6 protein-coding genes are annotated in these 6,401 nt (G+C 58.3%); 1 reads left to right on the forward strand and 5 read right to left on the reverse strand.

All coding sequences use genetic code 11. The features are described from left to right. From AC1DS3_RS33080 to AC1DS3_RS33090, 3 genes are read right to left on the reverse strand one after another with little or no spacing between them, the layout of a single operon-like run. Complete coding sequence (locus AC1DS3_RS33080) at positions 1–789, reverse strand: SDR family NAD(P)-dependent oxidoreductase (protein WP_441632872.1); 789 nt, start codon at positions 787–789, stop codon at positions 1–3. Positions 790–799: 10 nt separating this feature from the next. Further along, entirely contained in the window at positions 800–1,936 is a 1,137-nt protein-coding gene (locus tag AC1DS3_RS33085; RefSeq protein WP_441632874.1) for a thiolase family protein, read from the reverse strand. A 4-nt stretch (positions 1,937–1,940) separates the two neighbouring features. After that, complete coding sequence (locus tag AC1DS3_RS33090) at positions 1,941–2,297, reverse strand: Zn-ribbon domain-containing OB-fold protein (protein ID WP_441632876.1); 357 nt, start codon at positions 2,295–2,297, stop codon at positions 1,941–1,943. Positions 2,298–2,509: 212 nt separating this feature from the next. On the opposite strand from AC1DS3_RS33090, the gene AC1DS3_RS33095 reads away from it, so the two are divergent. Continuing rightward, complete coding sequence (locus AC1DS3_RS33095; protein ID WP_441632878.1) at positions 2,510–3,649, forward strand: PrpF domain-containing protein; 1,140 nt, start codon at positions 2,510–2,512, stop codon at positions 3,647–3,649. Positions 3,650–4,178: 529 nt separating this feature from the next. On the opposite strand, the gene AC1DS3_RS33100 is transcribed toward AC1DS3_RS33095, so the two are convergent. Continuing rightward, on the reverse strand, positions 4,179–5,342 hold the full coding sequence (locus AC1DS3_RS33100) for a porin (RefSeq protein ID WP_441632880.1): 1,164 nt from the start codon (positions 5,340–5,342) through the stop codon (positions 4,179–4,181). A 189-nt stretch (positions 5,343–5,531) separates the two neighbouring features. Then, positions 5,532–6,401, reverse strand: an 870-nt coding sequence (locus AC1DS3_RS33105; protein ID WP_477128816.1) for an XdhC family protein, incomplete at its 5' end; no start/stop codon positions are given.

The following is a 6,401-nucleotide window of genomic DNA, read 5'->3' on the forward strand; positions in this document are numbered from 1 at the left end:
CTAGACGGACGGGCTACTGAGGCTTCGGCCGCCACATACGTACAAAAGTTGGCCGGTCACGTAGCTCGAGCCTGGTTCCGCAAAGAATCGGACGGCCTGGCCAATATCCGCCGGCCTGCCGATGCGCTCCATCGGTACAGACTTTTGCAGGCTTTGCTTAACTTCCTCTGTTAATGATGCGAACAAAGGCGTATCGACGATGCCAGGCGCCACCGCGTTCACGGTAATGCCTTTGCGCGCATACTCCAACGCAAGAGAACGCGTCAGGCTGACGACGGCACCCTTGGAAGCCGAATATGCAGCTTGCCCGCGGTTGCCCAGCCACGCACGTGAGCTGATGTTGATGATGCGACCAAACTTGTTCTCAGCCATGTGCGCCAAGACTGCCTTCGCGCAGATGAACTGCGAGTCGAGGTTCACCTGGATAACCCGCTTCCAAAAATCCAAATCCATTTTGGACACGAGCCTATCGCCGCCGATTCCGGCATTGTTCACAAGGATGTCAACGCGTCCGTGGGCTGCAACAATCTGGGCGACAGCGGCTTCCACCGGCTCGACGGAGCTCACATCGACCGAGAACGTGTCGACTTCTGCGCCTTCGCCAACAAGTGCCTGCCTGGCCTGCCGCAGTGCCGTCTCGTCAAGATCCCATAGCGCGATACGGCAACCAGCTTGAGCCAACGTACGCGCAATGCCAAATCCAATGCCCTTTGCACCGCCAGTGACAATAGCAACAAGACCGTCCAGCGTGGACGGCGCCCCTGTAGCGGAAGTGGTGATCTGATTCATGTGCTTATGGTCAGAGTGAGAGAATGTGGATGGAGCAGGCTGCGTGATCCACGCCCCAGATTCCACCGCCGGTGACTTGCGTGAGGCCGAACCGCGCACCTTGCACCTGGCGTGCACCTGCTCGGTTCTGGAGTTGCTCACATACCTCGACGATTTGCGCAATACCAGTTGCGCCGGGCGGATGCCCTTTCGCTAGAAGGCCACCACTCGGATTCACGGGCACCCGTCCGCCCAACGCCGTAGCGCCGCTTGCCAACAGGCTGGCCGCCCCGCCGCGGTCGCACAGGCCCAATGCCTCGTAGTACAGCAACTCAGAAATGGTGAACGCGTCGTGAACCTCCAGCAGACTTAGGTCACCAGGTCCAATGCCAGCTTGTTCATAGGCGAGTTCCGCGGCGCGAGCAGTAATCTCTGCCTCCGTCATGTCGACCGGCTCCGTTTCGAAAAGGCCGGACTGCACAACCGACGCGAGGACCCGGACAGGTTTCGCCACACCGGAAGAGGGCTTGGTGCTCAATACAACAGCGGCTGCCCCGTCAACTACAGCGGGACAGCATTGCAGCAGCGTGAGCGGCTCAGCGACCGCGCGAGATGCAAGAATCTCCTCGCGCGTGGCAAGCTTCGCGAACTTGGCAATCGGATTCAGAACGCCATGCTTTCGGTTCTTGACGGAGATATCCGCGAGTGTCTCAGGTTCCAAGCCGTGTTCGTACAGGTACCGCTTCGCCCGCATGGCATAAAGAGCGGGCATGATCATGCCGCGCTTGTTATTCCAGTCGTGCTGGCTGAGCTGCAGTGGTCCGCCACCGAGGCTACTCAGTTGATCCATGCCGAACACGACCACAGTGTCGTACTGACCTACCTTAAGCGCCTGCAGCGCAAGGTTCAATGCGGTGGCGCCGCTCGAGCAAGCATTGTCCACGTTGTAGACTGCCCCACCCTTTGTGTGGAGCTCACGCAGGGCGCGCTGACCCGGCAAGGATGCTCCAAGAGCGTTGCCACAGTAGAATGCTTGTACGTCGGAAATGGTTATGCCGGCATCGGTCAGAGCGTCAAGAATTGCGGATTGCGCCAGCGCTTCTTCGGTCAACTCCGGGAATCGACCAAAATTGGTGATGCCGACGCCGGTGATCAGTGGTTGATTCATGGCTTTATTCTTGGAAAGCGTAATCGGGAGTGCCGTCTGTTAGCGCAAAAGGCACGATGCGCAAGGTGCTGCCGATTGCGGGAGGCTGACCGTCAAAGAGCAGCCGCCCAAATGCACGCACGTCAGGCTCGAAATCAACCATCGCGAGGCCGTAAGGTGTCTTGTCCTTACCGGGGTGAACGACGGTATAGCTGTACAGACGTCCGATCGGGCCGAGTTCAATCTCTTCTGCCTGCTCCTCACCATGCACGAATACGATTGGCGGGAACTGAAGCGGATTGCCCCCAACGCGGGTGGCAACGAGAACCATGCCGCCAGGGTTCTCGCGGAAATGGGGTTCCGTTCGTTTGCTGATCTTCAAAGATGTCTCCAATCCAGGTGGCGATCGCCACTGCAGGGTCAACTTTGACCATCCGGCGCGGCGGAGTCATTGGAGTTTTGTTTGTCATTGTTTAGTTTGGCTGAACAATGCGAAAAGTCTTTAGCGCTTCTAAAGGGACAGGAGTCGAAATGAAATGACGATGCAGGCGAAGACGAACATACTCCGACGAACCAACCACATAGATGCCGAGTATGAAAGAACAAGTTCGCGTGCCCGTCACTCTCATGCGGGGCGGCACGAGCAAAGCCGTCTTCCTTGCACAGCGGCATTTGCCCCAAGATCCAGAGATGCGCCGAAAGTTTCTACTCGCACTTTTCGGCAGTCCTGACGTACGTCAGATTGATGGGCTTGGCGGAGCCGATATCCTTACAAGTAAATGCGCCATCATTGGTCCCCCAACGCGGCCAGACGCTGACATTGACTACACTTTTGTGCAAATCGGCATCGACGAGCCAACCGTGAACTACGAGATCGTCTGCGGCAACATTTCTTCCGCCACCGGTGTCTATGCATTGCAGGAGTCGCTGATTGCCGTGCAAGAACCAGTCACAACTGTACGCGTGCACAACACCAACACCGGGAAGATCTTGCGCATGAATATCAATTGCGCTGATGGCGAACCCAGGGTGGAAGGCGACTGCGAGGTGGATGGCGTACCAGGAACCGGAGCAGAAGTCTCGCTAGACTACTCGGACACTAGTGGAGGCGCGACTGGCAAGCTGCTCCCCACCGGGAACGCGATTGACAAGGTGTATGTCTCGAAGCTTGACCGGGAGATTGCCGTTTCCATCGTTGACGTCGGTACGGTCTGCGTGTTCATCCGAGCCGCGGACCTAGGGGCCACCGGTACGGAACTGCCCGGTCAGCTAGGCCCCCGAGTCTATGAGGCTGCCGAAGAGGTTCGGGCTTGGGCTGCCGAGCGTTGTGGCTTAGAAACCACGATCACGCCATATCAAATCCTCGTCGGCCCAGCGCAGGATTATCGAAACGTCGCGGGTGACCGCATCGTCAACGCATCGGAGGTCGACCTGGTCGCCCGCATGGTGCTCAAAGGCGGGGTCATGCATAAAGCATTTCCGGGTGGAGGTTCCGTCTGCCTGTCCGTGGCGGCGCAGATCGCGGGATCGATCCCCGCCGAAGTGCGTGCCCGCCACGTCGGCCCGGCGCGCATCCGAATCGGTCATCCGAGCGGGGTGCTGGGTATCTACGCGCACGTCGAACGATCTGCAAACGACGAGTGGGCAGTCCGCGAAGTGCATTTCACCCGAACGGCCCGTCGGCTAATGGAGGGAACTGCCTACATCCGACGGCGCCTTCTCGAGGACGCCTAACTCTGCCGATCTCTTCGTCGTGCGGATTTTCCTAGTGCATATCGAACGGTGCGGGCCTCGTCCCGCGTCATCGGAACAAAGCCCCCGAGTGGCCGGCACTCCTGCCAGCCCTCCCCCCAACCAGATTTTGCACCCCCGACAACCTTTCAGAGCGTCGAATCGCGGTAGGAATACAAGTTGCCCAGTATCGCAGCAGCGCCTCCGACGTCCTTTGGGTTCTAGCCGGATGATGCAAGACCGCCGGGACTCCTCCCAGCTACCGCCTATGCGATAGCCTTCCCAGCAGTCGAGCTGGGCCATGCAATTGCGTGGGGCCAACCTCCATCTTCCTGATTCTTGTTGTGCCCTAACTCCAAGATAGCAGTGGTGGGCGTGTTGGCCATTTTTGTTTCTAAGCGATCACGAAGATCGGCGAAGAGCCAAAGAAAAACTACGCCGGCACCTACACCGGCATAGCCAAAAGGAAGCTCGACGCAGCAGTGTCGGCCAAACAGCGGAGCCCAGCCCTGTTGCGTCGGACCCTCCATGCTCAGAACTTGTGGCGAACGCCGATGGCGACGCCCAGCATGTTACTTTGGCCATTGGCCAGAGCGTAGCTGTTGCCAAGGGCTAGCGTGTTCGCATAAAAGGTGCCAAGAGACTCAAGCATCAGCCCTGCATTCTTTGCGTAGGCCGTGGACAAGTACAGGTCCGTGCGTTTGGACAATGCATAGTTTGCTAGAAGCAAAACTTGCCACGGGTTGGGCGCATTGATCCCGTACAGATTCTTCATGTCGTCATAGTTGTACTCAAGCGCCAGGCCGATGGCGGGCGTGACCTGATAAGTTGCGCCGATCCAATAGAAATTGTCACGCTGGATAAGCTCGCCAGACGCGTTCTTATTCTGGCCCCAGCGATAACCGCCCATGACCCTCGCGGTTTCACTGAACGAGTAGCTGGCCCCAAGCGCCGCCTTCTTCATCGTGCCACTGCTCGCGCCGATCGTCGGGTTCCACTGGTCATAGGCAACAGTTACGCCGACGGGACCGCTCGAATACGCAATGGCAGCGCCATAGGCGGAGTCGCGGCGAAATGCTCCCGGAGCTTCGCCATTGCCACCGATTGGAGTCGAGATTCCGACTGAGGCTGGTAGCGCCAAGCCGGTACCGAATGACCAGTGCGTCGTTGCGGTCACCGGGCCGAACTGGCCTCTATATTTTATCGCATTGTCCTCACGGAAGTTGGCGCCCGTCTCCAGCACCACCGGCTCGTACTGCGTAGCGAATGCGGTAGGAGAGAAGTTCGCAAGCGCATCGAACAGCGAGGTGTACTGTCGACCAAAGGTAATCTGACCGATACCATCTTTCGACAGCCCGACAAAAGCCTGACGACCAAATAGGCGGCCGCTCTGCTGCAGAGTGCCGGTATCGAGGTTAAAGCCGTTCTCCAGTACAAACAGACTTTTAAGACCCCCACCAAGGTCCTCGGTGCCGCGCAGACCCCAGCGCGATCCAGCCCAACCGCCCGAATTCATGCGGACGACATTGTTCGACGGACCCGGGTTAAAGCCATTCGTTGCGGTCGGTATGCTGCCGACATGATTGGCGTATTCGATGTTCATATCCACCACGCCGTATAGCGTGACGCTAGACTGCGCGACTGCGCTCCCCATACTGGCCAGCAGTGCGGCTGTGGCCATCGCCTTCGGTCTCATGAAGCTCTCTCCTCGTTCTTTTGTGGGTGGGTACTGCAAATTGCTATTTCTTTCTTGGCGCTCGTCTTCCTAATCATCGAGCGCGAGCGCACTTACCCGAACCAGCGCGCCGATGCCGGCCACGTTGGCAGTAAGCAACTCAATAAGGGATTAGCCCTCGTTGACGCTCCCCCTGCGTCAAGGGGTCAACTAGTTCGCAAGAAAACGTTCACCGCGACTATTTCGCAGCGCGTGATCAATTCGCGTGATAAGACGATCTTGATTTTTTCCGCACGCCAGCCCGTTCTTCGCGCTTGCTATGTCCATGTCCTGAGCAAGCTTCACTCCGTTCTTGAACGCCAGAATCTCTGCCATCACGCTCACAGCGATCTCGGGAGGTGTCTTGCTGCCGATGTAGATTCCAATCGGTCCACGCAGTCCTGCCAGAGATTCTTCGGTCTCCCCGAAGTGTTCGATGAAGCGGCGCCGCCGAGCTTCGTTGTTGCGACGACTGCCAATGGCGCCCACGTAGAAGGCCTCAGACTTCACMGCTTCCAGCAACGCAAGATCGTCCAATTTGGGATCGTGGGTAAGCGCCACGACGCAACTGCGGCGGTCGGGGCGAAACTCCACAACGACGTCGTCGGGCATATCGGAGACAATCGTCGCACCTGGCACACTCCAGGAACCGCGGTATTCTTCTCGCGGATCACACACGATTACGGCGAAGCCACTGAACAGGGCCATCGTCGCTAAGTACTCTGTTAATTGCCCGGCGCCGATAAGAAGCATGCGGTACTCGGGACCGAATGTGTTGCGAACCCGCTGTTCGTCCACTACGAGCTCGGCAGGCTGATCGGTCTTTGAAAGGCTGATGACGCCGTCGGCCAGACGAACCTCCCGCTGCATCAACTGACCCGCCTCGAGCGACTGAACCAGGGCTACAAGCGCCTGCGCGTCCGGATCGTGCTCCAGCAGTAGTTCCAACGTGCCTCCGCATGGCAGGCCGAAGCGATGCGCCTCGTCTGCCGTGATGCCGTACTTCATGAAGTCTGGCAATCCGAGAGGTAAGGCTTGACT

The organism is Cupriavidus sp. 01L46, from assembly GCF_056399905.1.